Source organism: uncultured Arthrobacter sp. (genome assembly GCF_902805515.1).
Lineage (GTDB): Bacteria > Actinomycetota > Actinomycetes > Actinomycetales > Micrococcaceae > Arthrobacter_D.
This window is the reverse complement of record NZ_CADCTE010000147.1, coordinates 1-24,705: the sequence shown is the minus strand read 5'-3', so window position 1 is coordinate 24,705 and position 24,705 is coordinate 1. Positions and strand designations below refer to the sequence as shown.

24 protein-coding genes and 1 tRNA gene are annotated in these 24,705 nt (G+C 68.4%); 12 read left to right on the top strand and 13 right to left on the bottom strand.

Annotated elements, in window-relative coordinates; all coding sequences use genetic code 11:
* The first annotated feature begins 12 nt into the window (after positions 1-12).
* Positions 13-2,139 carry a phosphate acetyltransferase gene (pta, locus tag QZX79_RS13335; RefSeq protein WP_294568836.1) on the top strand — a complete coding sequence of 709 codons (2,127 nt, stop codon included), beginning with the start codon at positions 13-15 and terminating at the stop codon, positions 2,137-2,139.
* Positions 2,136-3,272 carry an acetate/propionate family kinase gene (locus tag QZX79_RS13330; protein WP_294568835.1) on the top strand — a complete coding sequence of 379 codons (1,137 nt, stop codon included), beginning with the start codon at positions 2,136-2,138 and terminating at the stop codon, positions 3,270-3,272. Before pta ends, QZX79_RS13330 begins: the two co-directional genes overlap by 4 nt.
* A gap of 75 nt (positions 3,273-3,347) precedes the next feature.
* Here QZX79_RS13330 and QZX79_RS13325 read toward each other — a convergent pair whose 3' ends face one another.
* Together QZX79_RS13325 and QZX79_RS13320 are read right to left on the bottom strand one after the other, a co-directional pair.
* A complete protein-coding gene (locus tag QZX79_RS13325; protein ID WP_294568833.1) occupies positions 3,348-3,659 on the bottom strand; it encodes an AzlD domain-containing protein in 312 nt (103 codons plus the stop codon).
* Positions 3,659-4,387 carry an AzlC family ABC transporter permease gene (locus QZX79_RS13320; protein ID WP_294568831.1) on the bottom strand — a complete coding sequence of 243 codons (729 nt, stop codon included), beginning with the start codon at positions 4,385-4,387 and terminating at the stop codon, positions 3,659-3,661. The genes QZX79_RS13325 and QZX79_RS13320 overlap by 1 nt, the downstream gene beginning before the upstream one ends.
* 110 nt (positions 4,388-4,497) lie before the next feature.
* On the opposite strand from QZX79_RS13320, the gene QZX79_RS13315 reads away from it, so the two are divergent.
* Entirely contained in the window at positions 4,498-5,673 is a 1,176-nt protein-coding gene (locus QZX79_RS13315; RefSeq protein ID WP_294568829.1) for a zinc-dependent alcohol dehydrogenase, read from the top strand.
* On the opposite strand, the gene QZX79_RS13310 is transcribed toward QZX79_RS13315, so the two are convergent.
* On the bottom strand, positions 5,651-7,486 hold the full coding sequence (locus tag QZX79_RS13310) for a glycoside hydrolase family 15 protein (protein ID WP_294568827.1): 1,836 nt from the start codon (positions 7,484-7,486) through the stop codon (positions 5,651-5,653). The two genes, QZX79_RS13315 and QZX79_RS13310, sit on opposite strands and share 23 nt — an antisense overlap.
* 36 nt (positions 7,487-7,522) lie before the next feature.
* Positions 7,523-8,392, bottom strand: a complete 870-nt coding sequence (locus QZX79_RS13305; protein WP_294568825.1) for a glycerophosphodiester phosphodiesterase family protein — start codon at positions 8,390-8,392, stop codon at positions 7,523-7,525.
* Positions 8,393-8,552: 160 nt separating this feature from the next.
* On the opposite strand from QZX79_RS13305, the gene QZX79_RS13300 reads away from it, so the two are divergent.
* Entirely contained in the window at positions 8,553-9,758 is a 1,206-nt protein-coding gene (locus QZX79_RS13300; RefSeq protein WP_294568850.1) for a DUF445 domain-containing protein, read from the top strand.
* 117 nt (positions 9,759-9,875) lie between these two features.
* Here the strand turns inward: QZX79_RS13300 and QZX79_RS13295 are convergent, their stop codons facing one another.
* Together QZX79_RS13295 and QZX79_RS13290 are read right to left on the bottom strand one after the other, a co-directional pair.
* Positions 9,876-10,652 (bottom strand): hypothetical protein, encoded by a 777-nt coding sequence (locus tag QZX79_RS13295; protein ID WP_294568823.1) that lies wholly within the window; start codon positions 10,650-10,652, stop codon positions 9,876-9,878.
* A gap of 257 nt (positions 10,653-10,909) precedes the next feature.
* Positions 10,910-11,176, bottom strand: coding sequence for a GlsB/YeaQ/YmgE family stress response membrane protein (locus QZX79_RS13290; RefSeq protein WP_294568821.1), 267 nt, complete (start codon positions 11,174-11,176; stop codon positions 10,910-10,912).
* A 337-nt stretch (positions 11,177-11,513) separates the two neighbouring features.
* On the opposite strand from QZX79_RS13290, the gene QZX79_RS13285 reads away from it, so the two are divergent.
* From QZX79_RS13285 to QZX79_RS13265, 5 genes are all read left to right on the top strand, one after another.
* Entirely contained in the window at positions 11,514-11,765 is a 252-nt protein-coding gene (locus tag QZX79_RS13285; RefSeq protein WP_294568848.1) for a DUF6458 family protein, read from the top strand.
* A 208-nt stretch (positions 11,766-11,973) separates the two neighbouring features.
* Complete coding sequence (locus tag QZX79_RS13280) at positions 11,974-12,741, top strand: DeoR/GlpR family DNA-binding transcription regulator (RefSeq protein ID WP_294568818.1); 768 nt, start codon at positions 11,974-11,976, stop codon at positions 12,739-12,741.
* Entirely contained in the window at positions 12,738-13,745 is a 1,008-nt protein-coding gene (locus QZX79_RS13275; protein WP_294568816.1) for a 1-phosphofructokinase family hexose kinase, read from the top strand. The genes QZX79_RS13280 and QZX79_RS13275 overlap by 4 nt, the downstream gene beginning before the upstream one ends.
* Entirely contained in the window at positions 13,746-15,842 is a 2,097-nt protein-coding gene (locus QZX79_RS13270; RefSeq protein WP_294568814.1) for a fructose-specific PTS transporter subunit EIIC, read from the top strand.
* Positions 15,843-15,991: 149 nt separating this feature from the next.
* On the top strand, positions 15,992-16,270 hold the full coding sequence (locus tag QZX79_RS13265) for an HPr family phosphocarrier protein (protein ID WP_294568812.1): 279 nt from the start codon (positions 15,992-15,994) through the stop codon (positions 16,268-16,270).
* A gap of 203 nt (positions 16,271-16,473) precedes the next feature.
* On the opposite strand, the gene QZX79_RS13260 is transcribed toward QZX79_RS13265, so the two are convergent.
* The 6 genes from QZX79_RS13260 to QZX79_RS13235 form a co-directional block, all read right to left on the bottom strand.
* Positions 16,474-17,193 (bottom strand): hypothetical protein, encoded by a 720-nt coding sequence (locus tag QZX79_RS13260; protein ID WP_294568811.1) that lies wholly within the window; start codon positions 17,191-17,193, stop codon positions 16,474-16,476.
* Entirely contained in the window at positions 17,190-17,912 is a 723-nt protein-coding gene (locus QZX79_RS13255) for a hypothetical protein (protein WP_294568810.1), read from the bottom strand. Before QZX79_RS13255 ends, QZX79_RS13260 begins: the two co-directional genes overlap by 4 nt.
* Positions 17,913-18,052: 140 nt before the next feature.
* Positions 18,053-19,075 (bottom strand): acyl-CoA desaturase, encoded by a 1,023-nt coding sequence (locus tag QZX79_RS13250; protein ID WP_294568809.1) that lies wholly within the window; start codon positions 19,073-19,075, stop codon positions 18,053-18,055.
* A 99-nt stretch (positions 19,076-19,174) separates the two neighbouring features.
* On the bottom strand, positions 19,175-20,443 hold the full coding sequence (locus QZX79_RS13245) for an endonuclease/exonuclease/phosphatase family protein (protein WP_294568808.1): 1,269 nt from the start codon (positions 20,441-20,443) through the stop codon (positions 19,175-19,177).
* A 232-nt stretch (positions 20,444-20,675) separates the two neighbouring features.
* A complete protein-coding gene (locus QZX79_RS13240) occupies positions 20,676-21,344 on the bottom strand; it encodes a hypothetical protein (protein WP_294568807.1) in 669 nt (222 codons plus the stop codon).
* 170 nt (positions 21,345-21,514) lie between these two features.
* Positions 21,515-21,587: transfer RNA gene (locus QZX79_RS13235), tRNA-Lys, on the bottom strand.
* Positions 21,588-21,713: 126 nt separating this feature from the next.
* On the opposite strand from QZX79_RS13235, the gene QZX79_RS13230 reads away from it, so the two are divergent.
* The 3 genes from QZX79_RS13230 (at position 21,714) to QZX79_RS13220 (ending at position 24,201) form a co-directional block, all read left to right on the top strand.
* Positions 21,714-22,361, top strand: coding sequence for a hypothetical protein (locus QZX79_RS13230; protein WP_294568805.1), 648 nt, complete (start codon positions 21,714-21,716; stop codon positions 22,359-22,361).
* Between the two features lie 211 nt (positions 22,362-22,572).
* Positions 22,573-23,190, top strand: a complete 618-nt coding sequence (locus tag QZX79_RS13225) for a DUF47 domain-containing protein (protein ID WP_294568803.1) — start codon at positions 22,573-22,575, stop codon at positions 23,188-23,190.
* Complete coding sequence (locus tag QZX79_RS13220) at positions 23,191-24,201, top strand: inorganic phosphate transporter (RefSeq protein ID WP_294568801.1); 1,011 nt, start codon at positions 23,191-23,193, stop codon at positions 24,199-24,201.
* 122 nt (positions 24,202-24,323) lie between these two features.
* Here the strand turns inward: QZX79_RS13220 and QZX79_RS13215 are convergent.
* On the bottom strand, positions 24,324-24,705 hold a 382-nt coding region (locus QZX79_RS13215; RefSeq protein ID WP_294568799.1), incomplete at its 5' end, for a phosphate ABC transporter ATP-binding protein.

The window sequence follows — 24,705 nt, the reverse complement described above, 5'->3', positions numbered from 1 at the left end:
CAGGATGGTGAGATGACCCGCGGAATATACGTCAGTGCCATGAACCCAGGCTCCGGCAAGTCCCTGATCTCCCTTGGCCTCGCCGATATGCTCCACCGGCACGCCGACCGGGTCGGTTTCTTCAGGCCGATCGTCGAGGGCGACGACCCCGCGGCGGACCCGATGGTCCAACTGATGCAGCGCAGCTTCAACCTTCCGCCCGAGCGCTCCCGCGGCGGGCTGACCCGCGCCCAGGCCCGCGCGCTGCTCGTGGCCGGCAACCGCGGGGAGATCGACACCGCGTGCGTGGCGATCTACAGCGAGATCGCCAGCCGGTGCGACGTCGTCATCGTCGAGGGCACCGACCTCGGCGGCCACGACGCCGCGGTGGAGTTCGACCTGAACGCCCGCCTCGCCAACAACCTCGGGGCGATGGTGCTGGCCGTGGTCAGCGCCAAGGAGATGTCCGTCGCCGAGGCGGCCGACGCCGTCGACGTCGCCCGGCAGGAACTCGACGAGGCCAAGGTCTCGCTGCTGGCCATGATGGTGAACCGTGCCCCCGACGAGGCGGTCGAGGGCATCCGCGCCGAGGTCCGGCCCGGCCGGTCCGGCCGGCCCGTCTATGTCATTCCCGAACTGCCCGAGATCGCCCGGCCCACCATCTCGGAGGTGGCCGCGGAGCTGGGGGCGAACCAGATCGCCGGAAGCGCGAACCTGGAACGGGACGTGCTCTCCGTCCGGGTCGCCGCGATGAACGTGGGCAACTTCCTGCACCTGCTCACCGACGGCGCCCTGGTCATCGTTCCCGGCGACCGCGCCGACGTGCTGGCCGCGACGCTCGCCTCCTCCTTCTCGCCCGAGTTCCCCGTGCCCTCCGGGCTCGTCCTGACGGGCGGACTCGAGCCGGACCCCCACCTGCTGCCCCTGCTGGCCCAGGCCCCCTTCCCCGTGTTCGCGCTCGATGACGACACCTACACCGCCGCCCAGCGGGTCGGCGGGGTGCGCGGCGAAATCGCCACGGGGCTCCGCAGGAAGTCGGCCGCCGCCCTCGGCGCGTGGTCGCGGCAGGTTGACGAGCAGGAACTGCTCGAACGCCTCGCGCTTCCGCGGGCCATCTCCATGACGCCGCTGCGGTTCCTCCACGAACTCATCCAACGGGCCCGCTCGCAGCGCCGCTCCATCGTGCTGCCCGAAGGAACCGACATCCGGATCCTTCGCGCCGCTGAAATCCTGCACCGCCGGGACGTGTGCGACCTGACCATCCTCGGCCCCGAATCGCAGGTGCGGGAACTCGCCGCCGGGCAGGGCATCGACCTCGCCGGCATCACCCTCATCGATCCCGAGACCTCGGAGCTGCGCGAGGAGTTCGCCGCCGAATACGCCCGCCTCCGGGCGCACAAGAACGTAACCATCGAGACCGCCCGGGAACGCATGCTTGACGGGGCATATTTCGGCACCATGATGGTCCAGGTAGGCTATGTCGACGGCATGGTCTCCGGCGCTGCGCACACCACCGCCAACACCATCCGGCCGGCGCTTGAGTTCGTCAAGACGCGCGAGGGCGCCCGGATCGTCTCCTCCGTCTTCCTCATGCTGCTCGCCGACCGGGTGCTCGTCTACGGCGACTGCGCGGTGAACCCGGAACCGAACGAGGAGCAGCTCGCGGATATCGCCTCCGCCTCTGCCGACACCGCCGCGCAGTTCGGCGTCGAGCCGCGCGTGGCGATGCTCTCCTACTCGACGGGGGAATCGGGCTACGGCGGAGCCGTCGACGAGGTCCGCCGCGCCACCGAGATCGTGAGGGCGCTCCGGCCCGAACTGCCGGTCGAGGGCCCGATCCAGTACGACGCCGCCGTGGATGCCTCGGTCGCGGCGTCGAAGCTCCCGGGCTCCTCCGTGGCGGGCCAGGCGACGGTCTTCATCTTCCCGGACCTCAACACCGGCAACAACACCTACAAGGCCGTGCAGCAGTCGGCCGGCGCCGTCGCCGTCGGGCCGGTGCTCCAGGGCCTCCGCAAGCCCGTCAACGACCTCTCCCGCGGCTGCACCGTTGAGGACATCGTCAACACGGTCGCCATCACAGCGGTGCAGGCGCAGCAGGCACCTCCCGCCGCGGCCGCCGTCGCAGCCGCATCGACCCCAGGAAAGCAGCAGGCATGATCATCCTCGTCATCAACTCCGGCTCGTCCTCGCTCAAGTACCAGGTGCGCGAGGGCGACGACGTCCTGGCGCAGGGGCTGATCGAAAGCATCGGCGAGGAGTGGGTTCCCGACCACGCCGCGGCGATCGAACACTTCGACACCGAACTCGCGGTCATCCTGCAGGGGAAGACCATCGACGCCGTGGGACACCGGGTGGTCCACGGCGGCGAGCGCTTCGGGGAACCGGTGCTCATCACCCCGGAGATCATCCGCGCCATCGAGCGCCTCAACCCGCTGGCACCGCTCCACAACCCGGCCAACGTGCTGGGGATCCGGGCGGTCGCCCAGAAGTGGCCAGGCATCCCGCAGGTGGCCGTGTTCGACACCGCGTTCCACCGGACCCTCCCCGAGCGGGCCTGGCGCTACGCGGTGCCCGACGAGCTCTACACGAAATACGGGATCCGGCGCTACGGCTTCCACGGGACCTCCCATGACTACGTCACCGGGAAGGCCGCCGAATTCCTCGGCACCCCCCGCGAGGACTTTTCTGCCGTGATCGCGCATCTGGGCAACGGCGCCTCGGTGACGGCCGTGCGCGGTGGGCGGAGCATTGACACCTCCATGGGGTTCACCCCGCTCGAAGGCCTGGTGATGGGTACCCGCTCGGGCGACATCGACCCGTCGATCCTGCTGTTCCTTGCCCGTGAGGGCTACTCCCCCGAAGACCTCGACACCCTGCTGAACCGCGAATCGGGGCTGCGCGGGCTGGCGGGCACCAATGACATGCGTTCGGTGGAGAAAGCCGCCGGCGGCGGGGACAAGGCGGCGCAGCTCGCCCTCGAGATCGCCGCCTACCGCCTCGCGAAGTACATCGGCGGCTACCACGTTGCGGTCGGCGGAGCACACGCCCTGGTGTTCACCGCGGGCATCGGCGAGAATTCCTCGTCTTTCCGCTCCCTGGTGGCGGGCGAGCTCAGGGCACTGGGCATCGAACTCGACCCCGAACTCAATGAACCGCGCGGCTCGTCGGCGCGCGTCATCAGCACGCCGGGTTCGGCGATGCCCGTGCTGGTGGTCCCCACCGACGAGGAGGCCGCAATCGCCCAGGCGACCGCCGCCACCGTCGGTGCCGCCGCCGCCGCCGGCAGCTAAGCGCGCCACCCTTCGACGGGGCACCCCGACACCCGACACGGCAGGACAGGCACACCGGGCAGGAGTGTCAGGAGGTCAGGGCAGGCCGGCCAGCCGCGCCGCTGCCGCGGCGAGCGCCCCGGCCGCGACCACGACGAGGAATGGAGCCCGGAGCCAGAGGGCGACGGCAGCCGCGGCGGCTGCGGCGAGCCGCGCATCCGGCACGAGGGCGCTGCCCGAGGAGACCGTGGTGACGACGGTCAGGGAGGTCAGCAGCCCCACGGTGAGCGCCCCCGCGGCCCGCAGCATGCGCGGATTGCCCAGGATCCGGGCAGGCACCAGGTAGCCGGCGAGCTTGGTCGCGAAGGACACGCAGCCGGCCGCCAGAATCCAGAACCACAGGACCATCAGACACCCCCGTCCCGGCCGGGCTGCGGTCCCGGCCGCCGGTCCGCCGCCGCTTCCGCAGGCCGGGGAGGCATCCGGCGCAGGCCGAGGACAGCGGCCACCACTGCGGCGCACAGGATCGGCACCCCGGGCGGGGCCAGGGGCACGGCAACGACGGTCACCACGGCGCAGGCCACCGCGATGGCCCCGGCCTCCCGCGAGCGCAGCCGCGGCCACAGCAGCCCGAGGAATGCGGCCACTGCGGCGCCGTCGAGCCCCCACTGCCGCGGATCGCCCACCGCACCGCCAAGCAGCGCCCCCACGAGGGTGAAGACGTTCCAGAGCACGAACACCCCGATGCCCGCGGTCCAGAACCCGCGCTTCGCCTCCGGCAGTTCACTCTGGGCGGTGGCCGTGGCGACCGATTCGTCGATGGTGAGCTGCGCGGCCGCGGCCTTCCGCCAGCCCCGCGGCCGGAGCAGGAAATTCAGCTGCATCCCATACACGCCGTTGCGGAGCCCGAGCAGCGCAGCGGCCGACAACGCCGACAGCCCGCTGCCCCCGCCGGCCACGACGCCGATGAAGGCGAACTGCGAACCCCCGCTGAACATCAGCAGGCTCAATGCGGCCGTCTGGGCGAGGCTGAGGCCGGAGGCCGCGGACAGCGCCCCGAAGGAGATGCCGTAGAGGCCGGTGGCGACGGCGACCGAGAGGCCCACGCGGACGGCGGGCGAGGCGAGGAGTTCCACTCGAATCAGGGTAGTGGGTGCGGCCCGGCTTCTCCCACCCTGCTTTTCTTTCCGGCCGGTCCGGGGAATAGTAGGAAAAGACAGCACCCTTACTACCTTTGGAGGCAGGCGTGAAAGCAGTGACCTGGCAGGGCCGGCGGAAGATCAGCGTCGAGGAAGTCCCGGACCCGATCCTTCAGGAGCCCACGGATGCGATCGTGAGGATCACCTCCACCGCCATCTGCGGCTCCGATCTCCACCTCTATGAGGTCCTTGGGCCTTACCTGTCGCGCGGTGACATCCTTGGCCATGAGCCGATGGGCATCGTCGAGGAGGTCGGCAGCGAGGTCACGAACCTGGCGCCCGGGGACCGTGTCGTCATTCCCTTCAACATCTCCTGCGGCCATTGCATGATGTGCCGCAGCGGGCTGCAGTCCCAGTGCGAGACCACCCAGGTCCGCGAGAAGGGCACGGGCGCGAGCCTCTTCGGCTTCTCCTCCCTGTACGGCTCGGTGCCGGGCGGCCAGGCCCAGTTCCTGAGGGTCCCGCACGCCAACTACGGACCCATCAAGGTGGGATCCGAGCTTCCCGACGAGCGCTACCTCTACCTCTCCGACATCCTCCCCACGGCCTGGCAGGGGGTGAAGTACGCCGATGTTCCCGACGGCGGCACCCTCGCCGTCTACGGGCTCGGCCCGGTGGGCCAGTTCGCCGCGCGCATCGGCAGGCACCTCGGGTACCGCGTCATCGGCATCGAACCGGTCGCCGAACGCCGGGCGATGGCCCAGCGCCACGGTGTCGAGACCCTCGACTTCTCAAAGAACCTGGGCGAGGAACTGCGCAGCATGACCGGAGGGCGCGGACCCGACTCGGTGGTCGACGCGGTGGGGATGGAGGCCCATGGCTCCCCCGCCGGCGCGTTCGCCCAGAACGCCGTCGGGCTGCTGCCGGACGCCCTGGCCCGCAAGGCCGTCGAAACGGCGGGGGTGGACCGCCTGAGCGTCCTGCACTCGGCAATCGATTCGGTGCGCCGGGGCGGAACGGTCTCCCTCAGCGGGGTGTACGGGGGCAATGCGAACCCGATGCCGCTGTTCACCATGTTCGACAAGCAGCTCCAGCTGCGCATGGGCCAGTGCAATGTCCGCCGCTGGACCGAGGACCTGCTTCCCCTCGTCGAGGACCCCGCCGACCCCCTGGGCGTCACCGACCTGATGACCCACGAAGTGTCGATCGATGAGGCCCCGGAGGCCTACTCCAGCTTCCAGAAGAAGCAGGACGGGTGCATCAAGGTTGTTCTAAAGCCGTAACCCCGAGGGCGCCGGCCAGGGAGGACGGCTGCAGGGCGGCGGCGTAGTGGATCGCGTCGGCGGCCCGCACCAGGGTCAGGTGGGAGAACGCCTGCGGGTAGTTTCCAACCATGGTGCGGGCCTTGGCGTCGTACTCCTCCGAGAGCAGCCCCAGCTCGTTGGCGAAACCGGTCAGCCGGTCCATGAGGGCCCGCGCCTCTTCGCCGCGGCCGCTGCGCGCGTACTGCTCAACCAGCCAGAAGGAGCAGGCAAGGAATGGGTGCTCGCCGGGCTCGAGTCCGTCGTCGGACTCCTCGGTGCGGTAGCGCAGCAGCAGTCCCTCGTCGGTGAGGAGGTTCTTCTCGAGCGCCGCGACCGTCCCGAGCATCTTCGGGTCGTCGTAGGCGAGGAAACCCACCTGCGGGAGCTGGAGGAGCGAGGCGTCGAGCTGCTCCTCGCCATAGGCCTGGGTGAAGGAGTTGAGTTCGGAGTTGAAGCCGTGCTCCATCACCTCGGCGCGCAGCTCGTCACGCAGGGCGATCCACTGCTCCAGCGGGCCGTCGAGCCCGTGGTCCTCAACGGCACGGACGGCGCAGTTGAACGCGGCCCACATCATCACCCGGGAGTGGGTGAAGTGCTTGAGGTCCCCGCGCATCTCCCAGATGCCGTGGTCCTTGTCGTGGAGGTGGTTTTCGGCGAAACCGAGAAGCGCGCGCTGCAGCGGCCAGGAGAAGTGATCCTCGGTCACCCCGTGGCAGCGGAGCTTCTCGAGGGCCACGATCACCTCGCCGACGACGTCGGCCTGGTACTGGTGGACGGCGCCATTGCCGATGCGCACCGGCAGGGAGTCCCGGTACCCGGGCAGGTGCGAAAGGATGGTCTCGGGAAGGTGCCGTTCCCCGGCCAGGCCGTACATGATCTGGAGGTCCTCGGGATCCCCGGCCACCGCGCGGAGGAGCCAGTTGCGCCACTCGAGCGCTTCCTCCTGGTAGCCGTGGGTCATCATCGCCTCAAGGGTCAGGGCCGCGTCCCGGAGCCAGCAGTAACGGTAGTCCCAGTTGCGCTCGCCGCCGAAGTGCTCGGGCAGGGAGGTGGTGGCCGCCGCGACGATCCCGCCGGTGTCCTCATGGGTCAGGGCCCGGAGCACCAGCAGCGACCGCTTGACCATGTCGTCGTACTCGCCCTGCGGCTCGTAGTTCGACGCCCACGCCCGCCAGTAGGCGATCGTGCTCTCGAGGCAGGGCGCGGCCTCCTGGCTGCGGGGCGCGGTGCGGTGGGAGGGGAACCACGCCAGCTCGATGTCAAGGCGCTGGCCGGCGGTGACCGTCAAGGTCCCCTCGTGCCGGTGCCCCTGGGGCTTGAGGGGGTTCCCGCGGTGCATCAGGGCGTTGGGGCCGGCGGTCGCCAGCAGCATGGGGCCGTCGTCGTCGTGGGCCTTGCGCACCCACGGCACCACATCGCCGTACTCGAAACGCAACTGAAGCTCCTCGCGCATCATGACGGTCCCGCTGATTCCCTCGACCCGCCGCACCAGGGACGCCCGGCGGTCCTCCACCGGCATGAAGTCGGTGACCAGGACCTCCCCGGTGCTGGTCCGCCAGCGTGTCTGCAGCACGAAGGTGGAATCGAGGTACGCACGCCCGATCACCTCCGCCTCCTCCTCGACGGGTGCGAGCAGCCAGCGGCCGTGGTCTTCGGTGCCCAGCAGCTTCGTGAAGACGGACGGGGAATCGAAGCGGGGAAAGCACAGCCAGTCGACGCTGCCCCGGCGCGATATCAACGCGCCGGTGTGAAGGTCCGATACCAGGGCGTAGTCCTCAATGGGCGAATGCATGCGTTAACTCAACCACAAAGCGGAGTGCTGAGAGCCCTATCCGCCTGAGGAAATTGCAAAGAACGAGCGCATTTCCGCGGGGTAGTCGGTGGTGATTTCCTGGACCCCCAGCCCCGCCACCAGCTCGGCTTCCTCCTGCGTATTGACCGTCCACACCCGCACCCGGACGCCCTCAGACACCCATCGGCGGACGGTGTCCTGGTGTGCCTTGACATAAGCCACGCCCGGCCCTGCCATTCCGACGGTGTGGGCGTCGATCAGCGCCTCACCCTCGTCGATGGCACGCCGCATCAGGTTGATCACGGCGCCCGAGGTAATCGAGCCGAAACTGAGCGCCTCCCGCACCTCATCGGGCTCCACATCGGCCACCAGCTGGCACAGGGCGTGCGCGGGGGCGATCTCTCCGAGCTGATGCATCGAGTCGGGGTTGAAGCTCATGAAGCTGATGGTGAGGTTGCCGAGGGTCGAGCTCTCCGGATCCCAGCCCTCATCGAGGAGGAACGCGACAAGCTCGGACTCGAGGCGCAGGCCGAAGGGGCTCGGGTGCTTGAGTTCAATGGCCAGGGCGATGCTCCGCCCGGTGGACCGCAGCAGCCGCAGGAGGTCGGCCAGGGTCAGCAGCTGGTTCCGGGGCCCCCCATACTCAGCCGGAACCCGAACGCCCTTCCACGAGGAGAAGTCGAGTTCCCGAAGCTGGGCGAGGGTAGAGTCGGCGACGTCGCCCGAGCCGTTTGAAGTCCGTTCAAGTGTCGGATCGTGGATGCAGACGAGTTGCTCGTCACGGGTCAGATGCACGTCACACTCGACGCCGTCGGCGCCGTCGGCCAGTGCCTGAAGGAAGGCCGCGCGGGTGTGCTCGGCGTAGCTGCCGCTTGCACCCCGGTGGGCAAAGATCTGTGGACTCATGCTTGACCCTACTCTCGGTTATTTCCCGAAGCCGAACCTTCCCGGATTACGGTACGCGATGGACACGCCGGCAGGGACATCGGGCCGCCGCGCTCGATAGACTGGGCTGGTGAATGTAACGCCGGGCACCGATGAGGAACGAGCCGCAGCGCTGCGCCGAATGAAGGTCCTGGCCACGGCCCTGCTCGGGGTGCTCGCCGTGATCTTCGTTGTCGCGTTTGCGCTGCAGGAGCGCTATCCGTGGCTTCAATATGTGCGTGCTGCGGCCGAAGGGGGCATGGTCGGCGCCCTTGCGGACTGGTTCGCCGTCACGGCGCTCTTCAAGCACCCGATGGGGCTGAAGATTCCCCATACGGCGATCATCCCCCGGAAGAAGGACCAGATCGGCGAATCCCTCGGGCAGTTCGTCGAAGAGAATTTCCTTTCCGAGGCCGTGGTGCGGGCGAAACTCGACTCAGCCCGGATTGCGGAGAAGGCCGGCAGCTGGCTTGCGCGCCCCGAGAGCGCCGACCGCGTCGCCGTCGAAGGCGCTGCACTGATCCGCGGCGCGTTCACCGTGCTCAATGACGAAGCGGTCCAGGGTGTCATCGAGTCGATGGTCCGCAAGCATGTGCTGGCTCCGCCGTGGGGTCCGCCGGTTGGAAGGATCGCAGAGCGGCTGTTCCGGGAGGGGCACCACCACCGCCTCGTCGACCTGCTGGTGGACCGGGCTGCCGACTGGGTGGATGCCAACTACGCAGTGGTGACCCGGGTCGTGGCCCAGCGCTCGCCCACCTGGGTGCCGCGCCTCGTCGACGGGGTAGTGGGAGACCGCGTCTATGCCGAGCTGTCGAAGTTCATCCGCGCGGTCCAGGACGATCAGCACCACGATGTCCGGATCGCCCTCGACAAGTACCTCAAGGACCTCGCCCAGGACCTGCAGTACAGCCCCGAGACCATCGCCAAGGCAGAGGAGATCAAGGGCCAGCTCCTTGACGACCCCCGCGTGCGCGACCTGACCGCCCGCACCTGGGCCACCATCAAGAGTGCCCTGCTTGAGGCCGTCAGCGATCCGCAGAGCGAGCTGACACAGAACTTCAAGGCCGCGGTGCGGGACTTCGGCGGCCGGCTCGCCAGCGACCCGGAACTGGCGGCCAAGGTGAACCGGTGGATCTCCGACGGTGCGGCCTATGCAGTGCGGACCTACCGCAGCGAAATTGCCGGGGTGATCTCCGAGACAGTTGGGCGCTGGGATGCCGAGGAAACCTCACGGAAGATCGAGCTCCAGGTCGGCAAGGATCTCCAGTTCATCCGCATCAACGGCACCGTCGTTGGCTCCCTGGCGGGACTCGCCATCTTCGCGCTCGCTCACGCGGTCTTCGGCTGACAAATCCCGGAGGCAGGGGCCCGGCCCGGTCACGAGCCGGGCCGCCTTCGCCGGACCCACCACTGCCGGCCGGCGTCCGCTCCCATTTCGCTGAAGCGGTCGACGGCCGGCGCGGTCCTAGGCTCCGGGCCCGGACCCGGACCCGGACCCGGACGAAGGTCGCTCCGGTGCGGCGTCCAGGGTGTTCGCGAGGTCGCCGGGAACAACCAGCGGCGGCGGCCCGAACGCGGTCCGGGTGGCGTTGATGACTGCCTTGCCCATCGCATGGTTGCCCGCCCCACCGATCGCGGCGCCCACACCGAAGGGGAGTGCGCGGCCGAGGAGGGCACCACCCTGCCGGGCGACCATCCGGCGGATGAACCGGCGCCGGATGCTCGCGCTCAGGGCGCGGACGAGGGAGGCCGGCGCGGCGCTGCCCACGGCGTTCCCCCAGGGTTGCTGCCCTGAGGACACCGAGGACCCGCCCAATCCTGACTGAATGAGCGCCATCCCCTCCTCACCCATCAGGATGGCCATCACCATGGTGCGCGACCGCTCCGGGTCGTCGGTGTGGACTCCATGCAGTTCGGCGATCGACTGGGCGTAGAGCGCGGTCGCCTCAAGGAATCCCACGGTAGCGGCAGCCGAGAGGCCCAGCGAGGCGATTGTACCGACGGCCGGCACCGCCGCCGTCGCACCTACCGCCGCACCGGCCGCCGTGATGGCCCGCAGATAGTCGCGCTCAAGGAGTTCGGAAAGTTCGGCCGGGGTAGCCGCCGGATGACGCCGGCGCACGCGCCGCAGGTTGGCCAGGACCAGAGGGCGTTGAACGTCGATTGCCCGTTCGATGCCGCGGTAGATCCCGGGCTTGGGGTTACCGTCCTTATCGAAGAGGGCGCTGCTTGCGGCTTTCACTGCCGGATTCGACCGGCCAATGTTCGGTGGATTCACTCGCTGGAGTTCCTTTCACAACCGGCCATCCGATGGGGATGGCGTGCATTCAGTCTAGGACCGGACCGTTGACGGCGGTGCGGGAAAATCGGGGGCGTATCCGAAGCCTCGTCGGTCGGATCAAGCGGCCGGACACGGAAAAGGCGCCGCCGGAAAACCGGCGGCGCCTCCAACTCAGCTGTTCCCCCAGGTTCAGCCGGCACCCAGTGGGTGCATCCGAATTATGCGCGCGAGCGGTTCTTCGTCACGGCACCGTAGATGAGCAGGACGATGATTGCACCGCCGATAGCGAGCAGCCAGGTGGAGAGATCGAAGAAGCCTTCAATTCCCGTTCCGAAGAGCGCTCCGCCAATCAGGCCGCCGAGGATCGCGCCGACAACTCCGAGGACGAGGGTGATGACCCAGCCGCCGCCCTGACGCCCGGGCAGGATCAGCTTGGCGATGGCGCCGGCGATCAGGCCGAGAAGAAGAAAACCTAGAATACCCATGAGATGCTCCTTTGAGTGATGGCCATCCGCCGAAGCGAATAACTCAACTGATAAATCCGATGCACCGAAGTGCAACTTTTAGACACTCTACTTCATCAGCATGCTTACAGTTCAATCCTACCATCAGCAAAGTCAGGATATTCGCTCCCGGCGCGCTCCCGCAATGGGCGCAACGGCGCAGGTCGCGGCGGGCCCCGCAGCCGGAATGCCGCGGGAAATGCCCGGGTGAGAAGTATGCTTAGCACCACCTCGTCGTCAAGCGGCGATTTGGCATCCGTCGGGCAGCCCGGGAAATCGGGCCGGCCCATCACGCATTTCCAACCAAGGAGTAATGGCCATGAGAATCGGATCCTCAATAGGTTTGATCGCGATCGGGGCAATTCTTGCTTTTGCCGTCGCCGACATCGTGAGCTTCATCGACCTCCGCCTTGTCGGGTACATCCTCATGGGTGTCGGACTCCTCGGCCTGATCATCTCGCTCTTCCTCAGCGCTCCCCGCAGCCAGCGCCGGGTCACGGAGTCCCGCTCGCTTCACGATCCGGGCACGGGGGAGACCGTCACCCGCAACGAGACGCGGGAAGGCCTGTAGCCCCCAGGGGGTCGAAGTTCTTCTAGCATCTCCAAAGGGCCGGGGCGCATGCGCCTCGGCCCTTTGTATGTCCTCCACCTGTGAATCTGTGGGGGTTCCGAAAAAACCCTTGCCCTTCGGGCAAAGATAAAGATAAACTCACATAAACACAGACCGGCGGTGGGGACCCACGGTTGCTCGCCTCGACCGGCTGGACAACGGAGTCGCCATGTTCGCTGAAGAACGCCACCGCCAGATCAGCACCCTCGTACGCACGGACGGCCGCGTGAGTGTCACGGACCTTTCCGAGCGGTTCGGCATCACCGCCGAAACCGTGAGGCGCGACCTGGCCCTGCTTGAGAAGGACGGCGTCCTGCGCCGGGTGCACGGCGGCGCCGTCGCGCGGGATGCCGCCAGCACCCGGGAATCAAGTATTGAGAGCCGTCAGTCCCAGTACCGCGCCGAGAAGCAGCGGATCGCCAAGGCCGCCTTGGACATGGTTCCTTCGACCGGATCGGTGATCCTTGACGCCGGCACCACAACGGGGGCCCTGGCCGCCCTCCTCGCCGCCGAGTCGTGCACCGACCTCACCGTCATCACCCACTCGGTTCCGATCGCTCACCTCATCAGCGGCTCCTCCGTCCACCTCGATCTGATCGGCGGCCGGGTCCGGGCGCTCACCAGCGCCGGGGTGGGCAGCAGCGCCGTCGCCGCATTCTCCCGGCTCCGTGCCGACGTTGCCTTTATCGGGGCCAACGGCGTGGCGGAGCACTTCGGCCTCAGCACTCCTGACACCGACGAGGCCGCCGTCAAAACCGCCATCGTCCGCTCGGCCCGCAGGGTGGTCCTGCTCGCCGATTCGTCAAAGTTCGGCGAGGAATCCCTCGTCAGCTTCGCATCCCTGGAGGAAATTGATGCAGTCGTCACTGACTCAACACCCGGGGGCGCCCTGGCCGCCGCCCTCGCCCGCGCACAGGTCGAGGTGGTGAGCGCATGATCATCACCCTGACCGCCAATCCCAGCATCGACCGGACCGTCGAGCTTCCCCTTGCCCTGACCCGCGGCGAGGTCCACCGCGCTGTCAGCGCCCACCAGGAAGCAGGAGGCAAGGGCGTCAATGTGAGCCGCGCGCTCACGAAATCGGCGATTCCCTCCCTGGCGCTGCTCCCCGGCGACGAGGGCGATCCCGTGCTCGCCGGGCTGGCCGCGGCGGCGGTCCCCTACCGGAACCTGCCCATCGGTGCGGCGCTGCGGACCAACACCGCCCTGACCGAACCGGACGGCACCACCACCAAGGTCAACGAGCCGGGTCCGACACTGGGCCCCGAGCACACTGCGGCGCTGCTCGACCTTGTGGTGACGGCCAGCGCCGGCGCCTCCTGGCTCGTGCTGGCCGGGTCGCTGCCGCCGGGGGTGCCTGTGGATTTCTACGCCTCCGCAACCGCTGCGGTACGGAACCGATACGGCGCCGACGCGCCCCGGGTCGCCGTCGATTCATCGGGGAGCGCCCTCGCCCACGCCGCTGCAGGAGCCCCGGACCTGCTCAAACCGAACGCCGAGGAGCTTTCGGAGCTGACCGGCATCGGGTCGGGCACCGAACTTGAGACGGACCTCGAGCTCGCCCTTACGGCCTGCACCGCCCTGGTCGGCGGAGGCGTGGGCGCTGTCCTTGCAACGCTTGGCTCCCGCGGTGCGCTGCTCGTCACCGCCTCGGGCGCCTGGCACGCCCGCCACAGCCCCGTCTCGGCGCGGTCGACCGTCGGCGCCGGAGATTCGGCGCTGGCCGGCTACCTGCTCGCCGCCGCCGGCGGGGAAGACCCGGAGGGGTGCCTTCGCCAGGCCGTTGCCCACGGCTCGGCCGCCGCATCACTGCCGGGATCCGAGGTTCCGGCCCTCGACCAGACCACCCCGGAGGCCGTCACCCTGACCGCCTTCGCCCCAGCTCTCAACTCCGGCGCACCCGCGCACCAGGCAGCATCGTCTCCAAAGGAGGAAAACTGAATGTCCGATCTCATCACGCCGAGCCTCGTCACTCTCGATTCAAACCTCGGGACTGACCGCTCGGCGGTCATCCGGTACCTTGCAGAACAGGTCGCCGCACAAGGCCGGGCCTCCGGTGCTGACGGCCTTTACGCCGACGCCCTAGCCCGTGAGGAAAAGACCGCGACCGGGATTCCCGGTGGCATCGCGATCCCTCACTGCCGCTCCGGCTCGGTCCTCGAGCCAACGCTCGCCATGGCCCGCCTGGCTCCGCCCGTCGACTTCGGCGCAAAGGACGGACCGGCGGACCTCGTGTTCTTCATCGCCGCTCCCGACGGCGCCGATCAGGAGCACCTGAAGCTGCTGTCGAAGCTCGCGCGGTCCCTCATCAAGAAGGACTTCACCGCAGCCCTGAGGAACGCCGGCTCCGAACAGGAAGTGGTCGACCTCGTGGAAGGCGCACTGGGCACCGGGAAGGCTCCGGCTGCAGCACCAGTGGGTGCCGCCGCCGGTGCGGCGGCTGGTGCCGGAACTGGTTCCGGCGCACACGCTGCCGCCTTCGCTGCTCCGGGCGGCACCGACCAGGCCCCCTCCGGTGAAGTCCCAGCATCCGCGAAGGATGGCGAGGTCCGCCGCCTGGTCGCGGTCACCGCGTGCCCCACGGGCATCGCCCACACCTACATGGCGGCCGACTCCCTCGTCGCCGCGGCCAAGGAGCGCGGCATCGACCTGCAGGTCGAAACCCAGGGCTCCTCGGGGGCAACGCCTCTCGACCCGGCCGTGATCGCGGCGGCGGACGCCGTCATCTTCGCCGTCGACGTCGACGTCCGGGACAAGCAGCGCTTCGCCGGCCTTCCGGTCATCAGCGCTCCGGTTAAGCGCGGCATCGACGAGCCCGGCGAGATGGTCGAGGAGGCCGTCGCGGCGGCCCGCAACCCTTCGGCCCGCCGGGTCGCCGGTGACGCGGGAGGAAACGACGCCGCCGCGGACACCAGCAGGGAAGGCATTGGCGGGACCCTGAAGCGGGCGCTGCTCACCGGCGTCAGCTACATGATCCCCTTCGTCGCCGGCGGCGGCCTGCTGATCGCCCTCGGCTTCCTCATCGGCGGATACGCCATCACCGAGGTCGCTGACACCGTCGTGCTCGAGAACAACTTCGGCAATCTGCCGGAGGGCGGCCTTGCCACCTATCTCGGGGCCGTGGCCTTCAAGATCGGCCAGTTGTCGCTGGGCTTCCTGGTGCCGGCGCTGGCCGCCTACATCGCCTACGCACTGGCGGACCGCCCGGGCATCGCCCCAGGCTTCGTCGCTGGAGCGGTGGCCGGATTCATGGGCGCAGGATTCCTCGGCGGTATCGTCGGCGGCCTGCTCGCCGGTTATGTCGCAATGATGATCGGACGGCTGAGCGTCCCCCGGTGGCTGCGCAGCCTCATGCCCGTGGTCATCATTCCGCTGGTCGCCTCGCTCGTCGCCTCCGGTCTCATGTTCCTCGTGCTCGGCGGACCGATCGCCGGACTGACCACCGCGCTGAACGACTGGCTGTCCGGGTTGACCGGATCGGCGGCCGTGGTGCTGGGGATCATCCTCGGCCTCATGATGGCTCTCGACCTCGGCGGGCCCGTCAATAAGGTTGCCTACTCCTTCGCCGTCGCCGGCCTGGGCGCGGCAACCGCCGCCAACCCGGCACCCCTGCAGATCATGGCGGCCGTCATGGCGGCGGGCATGGTCCCGCCGCTGGCGATGGCCCTCGCCACGGTGATCGACCGCCGCCGGTTCTCGCAGGCGGAGCGGGAGAACGGCAAGGCCGCCTGGCTGCTTGGGGCGTCCTTCATCTCCGAGGGCGCCATCCCGTTCGCTGCGGCCGACCCGCTGCGCGTGATCCCCGCTTCAATGGTCGGGGCAGCGGTGACCGGCGCAATGGTGATGGGCTTCGGGGTCACCTCCCGGGCACCGCATGGCGGAATCTTTGTTTTCTTCGCCATTGACGGGGTTGCGGGGTTCGTCCTGTCGATTATCGTCGGGATGGTGGTCTCGGCCGTCATCGTCGTCGCCCTCAAGCGGCTCCGTGACCGCAAGCTGGACCGCAGCGCCGCCGTGGCAGAACCGGTCGCCGCCTGAGCCGCCCGGGCCGCTCCCGGCCGCAGCACGGGAACAAGTTATCCGCCCCGGAGCCGGTTCCGCCGGTTCCGGGGTGGATACCTGCCCCCGAACAGCAGATGATGAAAGACCAGCAGAATCGACCTACCCGCCGAACCGAAGGAAAGACAATGCCAGAACGCAAAGCCACTGTAGCCAGCCGCGTGGGACTCCACGCCCGCCCTGCGTCAATCTTCGCCGAGGCAGCGGGTGAGGTTCCCGTCGAGGTGACAATTGCGATGGACGGCGATCCCGTCGATGAGGCGATGGACGCTTCGAGCATCCTGTCGCTGATGAGCCTGGGGGCTACCCACGGTGACGTTATCGTCCTGCGCGCCGAAGGTGAAGGGGCGGAGGAGGCCCTCGAGTCCCTGGCCAAGATCATCGAGACGGACCATGACGCCGAGTAGCTGACGGCCCCGCCCGAGCCTGGGGCGGGCTGCACATCTGGGTGCGTCCACCCGTTCTGACGGACGCACCCAGATGTTCTCATAACGATCCGCTGACCCCCCACTGTCAGCGGCAGTTACATATTCATTATTATTTCCTATGAACATGAAACTGTGAACACCAGCAGGCAACGATTGTGCTTCAATTCCGTCCGGGAGTGGCGCTAGGCGAGCGGATTCCGCTGTCGAGGCCTGCCGCGGCGCCGGCTGAACCAGATCAGGGTCAGCCCGGACACGACGAGCAGGATCGCCCCGAAGGGCAGGACCACCTCGAAGACTCCGAGGTCGAGGCCCTGGAAAAGCTCGAGGACAGCAAAACAGAGCACGGAGAAGAACCCCGCCGCGAGCAGGAAGCAGGCAATGCGGTGGGCCGGCCGGGAACCGGAGCGCAGGGACCCGGTGGCCGCCGGCACCACCAGGCAGGCCGACACGTATCCCGGGTAGAGGCGGCCGATATCGGCATACTGCTCCACGGTCGGCTGGCCCGCATACTCGGCCAGCCCGGTGGAGGACACCGGAAGGTCGCTGAGGGCGAAAAGGATCAAGGTGGCGGCCACGGTGACCAGCAGCACAGTGATCCCCGCCGGTCCCACGATGAGGGTGCGCACCCGCTCCGCGCCGAAGGCGGCGGCCATCCGCAGTCCCAGCAGGACGACGACGGCGTAGAGCGAGAGGCGGATGACCAGGTTCGCCGCATTCCAGCCGCCTAGGACTCCATCCACCGGGAGGTAGATGGGCGGGAGGGACAGCGCCACGGCGATGGCCATCAGGACGAGGGCAGCGAAGATCATCCGGCCCCTGCCCCGACGCACGCCGGGCACGCGCAGCAGGGCGCCCAGGACGCACAGCAGCAGGGCCGCCCACTGGATCGGATGGCCGCTCATCCCAGGTTGTCCCAGATCGCACGATCGCGGTTCTCATCCGCGTCCGCCTTCCGAAGCTGCTTGCCGAGGGCATCCAGCCGGTCCCGCGCCAGGAGGACCAGGTCCGTGTCCGACAGGGCGTTGAGCGCATCGGCGCGCCCGGTGACGGGCCAGCCGCCCTCGGCGCAGGTGAGCAGGCCCGTCACGACGAGCCCACTGGTGAGGGAGACGCCGGCGATCCGGGACGCCTCGATGGCAAGCCCCGGGCTGAGGCGCCCCGCACTGAGCTGCGCGGAGAGGTTCTGGCGGGCGATGCCCGAACGCTCCGACAGCTGCTGCCGGAGATCACCGGGATCGATCGCCTCGACCCAGGCGCGCACCGAGTTGCGGTGAGGGAAGGGATCAAGGTCCGACAATCCGTTCCCGATCCCCTCGCCGCGGGCCACCAGGAGCTTGAGGATGTCCCGGTGGGAGACCTGGCTGAGGAGTTCGGCACTGGTCGGCGCCCGCATTCCCGTGAGGAGGTCCGTGTAGCCCTCGAACTGTGCGAGGGCACAGACCGGATCGAGCCCGTAACCCCGCGCGACCGCAAGCAGGGTGCTGACCGACACTTTCCCACGCACGAGCTGCTGGGCAAGCGTCGAGCGCTTGATGCCTGCCGAGCGGCAGAGGTCGGAGACCGAATCCGTGGGAGCTATCTCCTGGCGCCACAGCTGGAACGCTTTTGCTGTGACTGCCATCCCACCTCCCCCTTGGACATTCGACGATCAGTTCGCAGTATACTTAAACCGCTGGCTCCCCTTTCTGCGATTCCCCCATACGCAGAACGTGGAGCCAGCTTTTCGTTAAGCCGGGCCGGTCGAAGCTGCCCCGCGCCGGGTCACCGCTGCGCCCGCGCCGCCAGCTTTTCGAAGCGCTCCCGCACCGGCCAGCGGACGGAGGACGCCCACCCGAACTTCTCGAAGATGCGAATGACGCGGGCGGAAATGTCGATCTGACCCTTGTCCACCCCATGCCGCGCACAGGTCGGATCGGCATGGTGGGAATTGTGCCAGGACTCACCGAACGACGCGAGGGCCAGCGGCCAGAAGTTCCCGGCCTTGTCGCGGGAGTGATAGGGCCGTTCGCCGACCATGTGGCAGATGGAATTGACCGACCAGGTGATGTGGTGGAGCACCGCGACCCGCACCAGCCCGGCCCAGAAGAAGGCCGTCAGTGCGCCCCACCAGCTCTGCGTGACCAGCCCGCCGATCAGCGCCGGCAGGAAGAGCGTGATCAGGATCCACGCGCCGAACAGTCGATCGATGCGCTGGATCATCGGATCCTTAACCAGATCGGGCGCGAAGCGGATCTTATTCGTTTCATCCCGCTCGAACAGCCAGCCCATGTGCGCGTGCCAGAAGCCTTTCGCGAGCGCCCAGGGCGTGTTTCCGAAGGCCCACGGGGAATGGGGGTCGCCGTCCGTGTCCGAAAAAGCGTGGTGGCGGCGGTGGTCGGCCACCCACGTAATCACCGACCCCTGGACGGACAGGGAACCCGCGATGGCCAGGGCGGCCCTGAGGGGCTTTACGGCCCGGAAGGATCCGTGGGTGAAGTATCTGTGATAGCCGACGGTGACCCCGAGGCCGCTCACTCCATAGAAGGCGAAGAACAGGACGACGTCGGTCCAGGTCAGTCCCCAGCCCCAGGCCAGCGGGACCGCCGCAAGAAGGGCCACCAGGGGAAGCAGCACCCCGATGTACACGGCGATCTGGGTGCCCAGGGGACGGGGTCCGTCGAGGATCGGCCGGGGGCCCTTCGCGTCGGGGTTGTCCCGCGCGTAGCTGGAAAGATCGACAGCCGAGTCGGTTTTGGAGGGCCGGAACCCCGGTCTCGCCCGCTGCTTTGAGTTCTGCGATGTCATGGTGGACCTGCCTTTTCCGGGAAGCGCCGCACAACCTACGGCAGCGTAACTTACGCAAGCGTAGGTTAGCTCGGCCGGCCCATCAAGTCCCAGCGGACTCTAGCTGCCCCGAACCCTCAGATCGGCGTAGACGAGGCGGTGGTCACTTGAGGGAAACGGGAAGATTCCGGTCAACTCGGAGCCGGGGGTTCCCACCCGCGGCCAGAAGACTCCGCTTCGTAGCACCGGCAGGTTTTTCGAGGGCAGCACGTAGTCAACGCGGAGGTTCCCGGCGGACTGGTCCTCGAAGTCGGCGGTGTCGTGCTCCGGGAGTCCGCGGTGGCGCGCGTTGGCGCCGCCCTGGAGGGCCGACGCCTCCGCCGCCCCCTCGGAGGAGGGCAGCGGGTCATGCACCAGGCGGTGGATCAGGAGCTGGTCGATCGAGCCCGCGATGGAGTCGCCGTCCTGGGGATCGCTGTTCTGGTCCCCCAGGATGACGAACCGCTCGCCCCCGTCGAGCCCGCCCCACCGGCCCTGGTCGTCGTAAAGGTAGGCCGCTGCCTTCCCGCCTTCGACGTAGTCGGCCCACAACCGGATCTCATCGTTGTTGCGCCTGCCGTTGCGGTCCTCGCGCCCGTCGAAGACCGGCGGCGTGGGGTGGCTGGCCAGGATGTGGATCGACTTCCTGCCGATGATCACCGGAACATCCCAGTGGGACTTGCTGGAGAGCCGCACCTGGGCCAGTTCGTCGGCGGAGTACCAGTCGGCTCCGCCCGACACCGGATCGGTGGGAAGCAGCGCGCCTGGCATGTCGCTCCACTTGAAGTTCTGAAAGGTGCGGACGTTCGCTGTATCGATCGGATGCTTCGAGTAGAGAACCATTCCGTACTGGCCCTCGAAGGCCCCGTAGCCGAACGCGTCGTCCGGCCCGCCGACGCTGCCGTCGTTGTTGAGGTCCAAGCCGCTGGGAACACCGGTATTGGACGGCGCGGTGTAGACGTAGGGGTAGGTGATACCCGGCGCACCGCCCGTGCCGACCGCGAGGTAATTGGTGCGAAAGAGCTCGGCCGCGCGGTGTTCGGGGTCGTAGTCGAATTCGTTGAGGAGCACCACGTCGGGAGCGGTGGCCTTGATGATCCCTGCGACCGCCCGCGCCTGGGTACTCGTGGTGCCAGACAGTTCGCGGACAAGGTCCCCGGGGTTCTGCCGGTTGAGGCTGGCATTGTAGGTTGCGACCCGGACCGGGGAAGCCTCGGCGGCCTTCTCCGCTACCGCGACGTGCGCGGCGGGCTTTGCGGGGACGGGAACCGCGGAGGCGGGATCCGCTGCGGATCCAGTGGCGAAAATACCACCGGCTGCGACCATTGCGGCAGCCGTCAGCGCAGTCAAGCACCGTCTCAAGAAGCGCATAAGTCCCTTCCGTATCATCCCTGTCCGGTATCAAACCCTACCGGGCGGCAGCCGGGGCGGCACCGCCTTGACGATAACGATTTCGACCTGGAGCTTCCGGAAACGGCACCCGGAGTTCCCCCCTCGGGCGCCGGCGCGGGCGAAATTTCCCGGGGACGGTCGCGCCGGGAATGCGCCCGGCGTCATCAAACTCACCCCCCGGTGTCGGCCGTTACGCCTCCGGTGACGGCGCCCGCGGGGGGCCCACGCGTCGCCGCGGAGGCTCCTTGGGCAGCCGCGCGGGTCCCTGCGACGGTTCGACACCTGCCGCCGCCTCCGCCGCACCCAGGGCCCGCTCCAGCGCCAGGACCGACGCGGCGTAGTCGGCCAGGAGGGAACCCGTCCCGGACTCCTGCCCTGCTGCCGGCTTCGGATCGAGGGCCCGGCGCCGGTGCAGGGCTTCGCGCATGGCGGCAAGCACCCGGCGCGACTCGGGCCCGCGGGTGTCGCTCATTGCCGGGTAGTCAAGGGCCAGTGCCGGGTCGAGTTCGTAGGCCGCCCAGCGGCGCAGCACGGCGTCGTGCCGGGCCTCGAGGGAGCGCAGCCGCCCGGAGGCGGCGGCCGCCCTCCGGGTCCCGGCCCGCCGCTGCTCCCTCAGCCCGACCCAGCCGGTCCCTGCGGTGGTTGCGACGACCGCAGCCGCAGCGGCGGCGCCCCCGGCACCCGCCGGGACCGCCGCTAGGCATCCGGCGACCAGGGCCAGCAGTGAGGCGAAGACGAGCCAGAAAAGGGTATCGGCATCCGCCCTGCGCTTGAGGGCGGCATCGATGCGCCAGGCGGCGCAGCCGGCCAGCGCCGCTATGGCAGCGGCGGCAACGATCAGTGCGGTGGCGTCGGGCATCGGACTACTTTCGCAGATGCCGTCCGGGCCCTTGGCCCGTCGGGCGGTTGTCCCTCCATTGCAGACGCACCACGGGCCGTAGTCAATCCCCCCGCATCCGGCACCGCGCCGGACGCAGAAAACCCCGCCCGGCGCGGTGCCGGGCGGGGTTGTCAGCACTCCCGGAGGAGTGGGCCCTGTGGGGCTCGAACCCACGACCCACGGATTAAAAGTCCGATGCTCTACCAACTGAGCTAAAGGCCCGTTCCGCGCAGGCGGCATTACCGCGCCTGAACGATTTTTTAACTTTATCGTATGCACGGCCGGCCCGTTGAACGGTACTGCCGGCACCCCTTCGGAGCGCTCCGGCGGCAGGAGTATCCTCATTGCATGGACGGCGACTACACGAACAAGAGCCCGCGGCCGCACAAGCCCAAGCCCTTCGCTCCGGCTGATTTTGAGATCTTCGCCGGCGGAGTCGACCCGGCGCGGGTCTCCGAGGCCGCGCATATGGCAGCTCACGCCCTTGTGCACCACGGCAGGGAGGCCGACGATCCGGAGGTGACACGGCGGCTTGTTGAACTTGCCGACCGGCAGGGCCTCGAGGCGGTGGCGGAAATGTGGGCCGAAAGTCCGGCCCGGTCCCTCCCGGGCGCACTGTGGCGCCTCTACGCCCTGCGCGCTGCCACGCAGAAGGATCCCGAGCGTATTGCCTCCTACTTCAGCTCCGGCAAGGAGGTCGCCCAGGTTTCGAACGTCGTCGCAGGAGTGGCGGAGCCTCCCGGCGCAACGGAGATGTCCGATATGGCCGACATGATCCTCTCCGGCGCCTTTCAGGGGGACTTCGACGTCGCCCTCGAACGCTTCGCCGCTTTCTGCAGGGTCGTTGCGCTGGGCCAGGTGAACCACGCGGAACAGGCGCAGCATTCAAACGGCGCCCATGCGTCGAAACTCACACGGAACTCACATCAGCTGATAAAGACGGCCGAGGACCTTGAATACGCGGCCGCAGCATGGCGCCGCGGGGAGCTTGACTAGGCGCTGCCGGGACGCAATGTTGACACAGGCCCGGCTGAGGAGAAAACTGAAAGTGGCGTCGGACCGTGGAACCCCCGGGCTTCAACACTCAGCCGCTTCGAGCGGCCTTCCGCCGAGAGGCGCTCCCGGTTCGACGCCATTAACGTGCCCAGTTGCCGTGCACCCCCACCCCATCGATCCGGCCGTCCGTGCCTGAGACCAGGAAGCATTAGTGAAGTTACGCCTCTTCCCTCAGGAAAATGCAGGCCTCGAACTCCTGTCACGCATGGCCCGTCAGCTGATTTTGGGCGTGGGCACCATGTCCGCAGTGCTCGGAGCCTCGACCGAGGAATACGACCACCTCGCCGAGGAACTCCACCAGCACGAGGCCGTCTCCACGGACCTCCACTTCGCGCTGCTGACCTCGATGCGCACGTCCTTCGTGAACCCCCTGCCGCGGGAGGACCTCTACACGTTGTCGCGCCTTCTCAATGAGGCCATCGAGAAGCTGGACGGCGCTGCGGAGCTGATCGCCCTGTACAAACTGAACCGGTTAAGCCCCCGGGCCGCCGAGCAGCTCGAGGTGATCAACCGGCAGGCCGAACTGACAGCCACCGCCATGCAGCGCCTCGATTCGATGGATGAGCTCGAGGAATACTGGATCGAGATCCTCCGCCTCGCCCGCCGCGCAGAGCGGACCCACCGGAGCTGGTGCGCGGAACTGTTGAGGGAACACAAGCCGTTGGCCTATGCACGGCACCGCGACGTCGCCAACCAGCTCGTCGACGTCACAAAGGACATCCGCAAGGTCGCAACCCACGTGGGCAGCATCCTGGTCAAGGAATCCTAGGTGGAGCCTGTGCTCCTGGCCGCAGTGATCGGCTGCGCCGGCGGCTTCGCTTTCCTCAACGGCTTCCATGACGTCTCAAACTCGGTGGCGACGGCGGTGCGCACCCGTGCCCTGACGCCGACGGTATCGGTGTTCCTCGCGGCGGTGTTCAACCTCACCGGCGCCCTGCTGAGCACCTCGCTTGCCCTGTTCCTCACCGACGCCGGGCTCCGCCTGCCGCCGGGTTCCACCGGCCTTGGCATCCTGCTGGCGGGCCTCCTCGGCGCCGGGTCCTGGGGACTTTTCACCTGGTACCGGGGCAAGCCCTCGTCGTCGACCCACGCGCTGATCGGTGGTCTCATCGGCGCCGGCGGGGCCTCGGGCCTGCTGGGAGGGGACAACGTCGCCGGCTCTGAGCGGGTCTTTTTCCTCCAGATCGTCCTGCCGCTGCTGCTCTCCCCGCTGGTGGCGTACCTGCTGGCCTACCTCACCGTGTTCGCCGCGACCTGGCTGCTGCGCCACAACTCTCCCCGGAAGGTGAACCAGGGAAACCGGATGGCCCAGTCGGTGCTCGCCGGCGCCTTCGCGCTCGGGCACGGCCTGCAGGACGGCCAGCGCACCATGGCCGTCATCCTTCTCGCACTCGTCGCGGCCGGCGCTTCGACGGGCACCTCGATGCCGTTGTGGGTTCAGCTGTTCGCCGCCGTGCTTCTCGCCTGCGGCTCGCTCTTCGGCGGCTGGCGCATCACCCACACCCTGGCGAACCGGCTCGTCCGCATCGATCCGCTGCGCGGAATGAGCGCCCAGGGCGTGAGCACGGCGATGCTGTTCGTCGGCGCGATCTCCCTGCAGGTTCCGTTGTCGAGCACCCACACGATGACCTCCGCCATTGTCGGTGCGGGGGCCAACCAGCGGTTCTCCTCGGTGCACGGGACCGAGCTGCTGAAAATCTTCGCTGTCTGGCTCGCCACGGCTGTGGTGGCCGCGGTGCTCGGCGCCGTCTTCTTCCTGGCTCTCAGCCCACTGCTCTAGGCCCTTCCGGGGACCGCCGGGACCGCGGGTCCGCGCGGAACCGGCCGTTAAAGCGCAACGGCCCCGCCGTCGGCCGCCAGACGGGCGGGGACGGCGGGGCCGCAGCTGGCCGGTTGCCCGGGTTATCCGAAACGGCCGGAGACGTAATCCTCGGTGGCCTTGACTGCGGGCTTGCTGAAGATGGTGGCGGTGTCGCCGTACTCGATGAGCTTGCCGGGCTTGCCGGTGCCTGCGATGTTGAAGAACGCGGTCTTGTCCGAGACACGCGCAGCCTGCTGCATGTTGTGGGTGACGATGACCACCGTGTACTCGTTCTTGAGTTCGTTGATCAGGTCCTCGATGGCGAGCGTCGAAATGGGGTCCAGCGCCGAGCACGGCTCGTCCATCAGGATGACCTGCGGGGAGACGGCGATCGCCCGGGCGATGCAGAGCCGCTGCTGCTGCCCGCCGGACAGCCCGGAACCGGGCCGGCCCAGCCGGTCCTTCACCTCGTTCCACAGGGTT

Excerpts from the sequence above, each read along its gene's own strand:
- QZX79_RS13330 (WP_294568835.1), top strand. The coding sequence starts at position 2,136 with ATGATCATCCTCGTCATCAACTCCGGCTCGTCCTCGCTCAAGTACCAG.
- QZX79_RS13285 (WP_294568848.1), top strand. The coding sequence starts at position 11,514 with ATGAGAATCGGATCCTCAATAGGTTTGATCGCGATCGGGGCAATTCTT.
- QZX79_RS13280 (WP_294568818.1), top strand. The coding sequence starts at position 11,974 with ATGTTCGCTGAAGAACGCCACCGCCAGATCAGCACCCTCGTACGCACG.
- QZX79_RS13255 (WP_294568810.1), bottom strand. The coding sequence starts at position 17,912 with ATGGCAGTCACAGCAAAAGCGTTCCAGCTGTGGCGCCAGGAGATAGCT.
- QZX79_RS13300 (WP_294568850.1), top strand. The coding sequence starts at position 8,553 with ATGAAGGTCCTGGCCACGGCCCTGCTCGGGGTGCTCGCCGTGATCTTC.
- QZX79_RS13230 (WP_294568805.1), top strand. The coding sequence starts at position 21,714 with ATGGACGGCGACTACACGAACAAGAGCCCGCGGCCGCACAAGCCCAAG.
- QZX79_RS13310 (WP_294568827.1), bottom strand. The coding sequence starts at position 7,486 with ATGCATTCGCCCATTGAGGACTACGCCCTGGTATCGGACCTTCACACC.
- QZX79_RS13250 (WP_294568809.1), bottom strand. The coding sequence starts at position 19,075 with ATGACATCGCAGAACTCAAAGCAGCGGGCGAGACCGGGGTTCCGGCCC.
- QZX79_RS13265 (WP_294568812.1), top strand. The coding sequence starts at position 15,992 with ATGCCAGAACGCAAAGCCACTGTAGCCAGCCGCGTGGGACTCCACGCC.
- pta (WP_294568836.1), top strand. The coding sequence starts at position 13 with ATGACCCGCGGAATATACGTCAGTGCCATGAACCCAGGCTCCGGCAAG.
- QZX79_RS13325 (WP_294568833.1), bottom strand. The coding sequence starts at position 3,659 with ATGGTCCTGTGGTTCTGGATTCTGGCGGCCGGCTGCGTGTCCTTCGCG.
- QZX79_RS13290 (WP_294568821.1), bottom strand. The coding sequence starts at position 11,176 with ATGGGTATTCTAGGTTTTCTTCTTCTCGGCCTGATCGCCGGCGCCATC.
- QZX79_RS13305 (WP_294568825.1), bottom strand. The coding sequence starts at position 8,392 with ATGAGTCCACAGATCTTTGCCCACCGGGGTGCAAGCGGCAGCTACGCC.
- QZX79_RS13270 (WP_294568814.1), top strand. The coding sequence starts at position 13,746 with ATGTCCGATCTCATCACGCCGAGCCTCGTCACTCTCGATTCAAACCTC.
- QZX79_RS13275 (WP_294568816.1), top strand. The coding sequence starts at position 12,738 with ATGATCATCACCCTGACCGCCAATCCCAGCATCGACCGGACCGTCGAG.
- QZX79_RS13260 (WP_294568811.1), bottom strand. The coding sequence starts at position 17,193 with ATGAGCGGCCATCCGATCCAGTGGGCGGCCCTGCTGCTGTGCGTCCTG.
- QZX79_RS13240 (WP_294568807.1), bottom strand. The coding sequence starts at position 21,344 with ATGCCCGACGCCACCGCACTGATCGTTGCCGCCGCTGCCATAGCGGCG.